This window comes from Polaromonas sp. P3_C2 (genome assembly GCF_056402675.1).
This window is the reverse complement of sequence record NZ_JBFUGX010000777.1, coordinates 1-1740: the sequence shown is the minus strand read 5'-3', so window position 1 is coordinate 1740 and position 1740 is coordinate 1. Positions and strand designations below refer to the sequence as shown.

Sequence of the window (1740 nt, the reverse complement as noted above, 5' to 3'; positions counted from 1 at the left end):
GGCCTATCGCCGGCGCGACCCGGGGACCGGCGCCCTGCCCCCCGATTTCATTTACGGCACAACACACAACACATTTTCTGTCGCTGATTTCACGCGCCAGTACCTTGGGCTGACCGGCCCGGCCGCCGTTGTGTCGTCAGCCTGCTCATCCAGTGCCAAGGTGTTCGCTTCAGCGCGAAGGATGATGCGGGCGGGCCTGATCGATGCTGCCGTGGTCGGCGGGGTCGATTCGCTGTGTCTCACAACTTTGTATGGCTTTAACTCGCTGGGTCTGATTTCCCCCCAGGCTTGCAGGCCATTCGACGCCGCACGCAACGGCATCACCATTGGGGAAGCTGCCGCTTTCGCCCTGCTGGAACCCGCACCGGCACAACCCGCCCCAGATGATGTGCTGCTGCTGGGCGTCGGCGAATCCAGCGACGCCCACCATATGTCCTCCCCCCATCCCGACGGCCTGGGTGCACGGCTGGCAATGCAGCAGGCCCTGGACATGGCCGGCCTCACCACGGCCGGGATCGACTACATCAACCTGCACGGCACAGCCACACAAAGCAACGATGCCGCGGAAGCCAAGGCGGTGTCCGGGCTGTTCGGCCCAGGCACCCCCTGCAGCTCCACCAAGGGCGCCACCGGCCACACGCTCGGCGCTGCGGGCGGGCTTGAAGCCGTGATCTGCGCGCTCGCATTGCAGCACGGCCTGCTGCCCGGCGGCATCAACACCCACGAGCGCGACCCGGCCCTGGCCGTCAACTACCTCATGGACAACCAGGAGGCCGCCCCCCGGCATGTGCTCAGCAATTCCTTCGGCTTCGGCGGAACCAATTGCAGCCTGATTTTTGGCCGTGCCGGTTAAGGTCCCCACATGACACAAGCACAATCCCCATCCGCAACAGCGCTGACGGTTTTTGTCGAAGGTATCGGGCTGCTGGGCCCCGGACTGGCGAGGTGGGCGCAAGGGCGCGAATATCTCAAAGGCAGCACCGCTTATCAAGCCACGCGCTGCGTTCTTCCGCCACCCATGGCTTTGCCGCAGGCCGAACGCCGCCGGGCCGGCGCGGTGGTGAAGGTGTCGCTGGCAGTGAGCGAGGAAGCGGTTGCAGCTTCGGGCCTGCAAGCTGCCATGCTGGCATCCGTGTTTTCATCTTCCAGCGGCGACGCCGTCAATTGCCACGAAATTTGCAATGCTCTGGCCTCCAGCGACAGGCTGATCTCCCCGACGCGCTTTCACAATTCAGTGCACAACGCCGCCTCCGGCTACTGGAGCATTTCAAGCGGCTCGATGGTTTCGTCCTCGGTGCTTTGCGCGCGCGATGCAAGTTTTTCGGCAGGTCTGCTGGAGGCCATGGCCCAGGTAGCGGTGGACCAGATACCCGTGCTGCTGGTCGCTTATGACACCGATTACCCGGAGCCGCTGTACAGCACACGCCCCATTCCCGACACCTTCGGCCTGGGACTGGTGCTGACACCCCACCGCAGTGAACGCAGCCAGGCGCAGTGGACGCTGGAACCAGACAACTGCCTGACGGCCTTGCCTGCCGACCGGCTCGATGACGCCGCGCTCGAACAGCTGCGCACAGACATTCCTGCGGCACGCTGCCTGCCTCTGCTGCGCAGCATCGCGCGGCAGCAAAGCGGCCGGATCGTGCTGGACTACCTTGACGGCCGGCAACTGGCCCTGCAGGTGGCACCGTGATACTTGCAGGCCTGATGCCCACCAAGGCCTGCAGCGCGCCTTTGAGC

2 protein-coding genes are annotated in these 1740 nt (G+C 64.8%); both read left to right on the top strand.

The annotated features are described in order from the left end of the window. A partial coding sequence (locus AC1DWI_RS21830) for a beta-ketoacyl-ACP synthase (protein ID WP_477725751.1) occupies positions 1 to 853 on the top strand: 853 nt, incomplete at its 5' end. Between the two features lie 9 nt (positions 854 to 862). After that, on the top strand, positions 863 to 1693 hold the full coding sequence (locus AC1DWI_RS21825; RefSeq protein WP_477671553.1) for a beta-ketoacyl synthase chain length factor: 831 nt from the start codon (positions 863 to 865) through the stop codon (positions 1691 to 1693). Positions 1694 to 1740 lie beyond the last annotated feature (47 nt).

Excerpts from the sequence above, each read along its gene's own strand:
- AC1DWI_RS21825 (WP_477671553.1), top strand. The coding sequence starts at position 863 with ATGACACAAGCACAATCCCCATCCGCAACAGCGCTGACGGTTTTTGTC.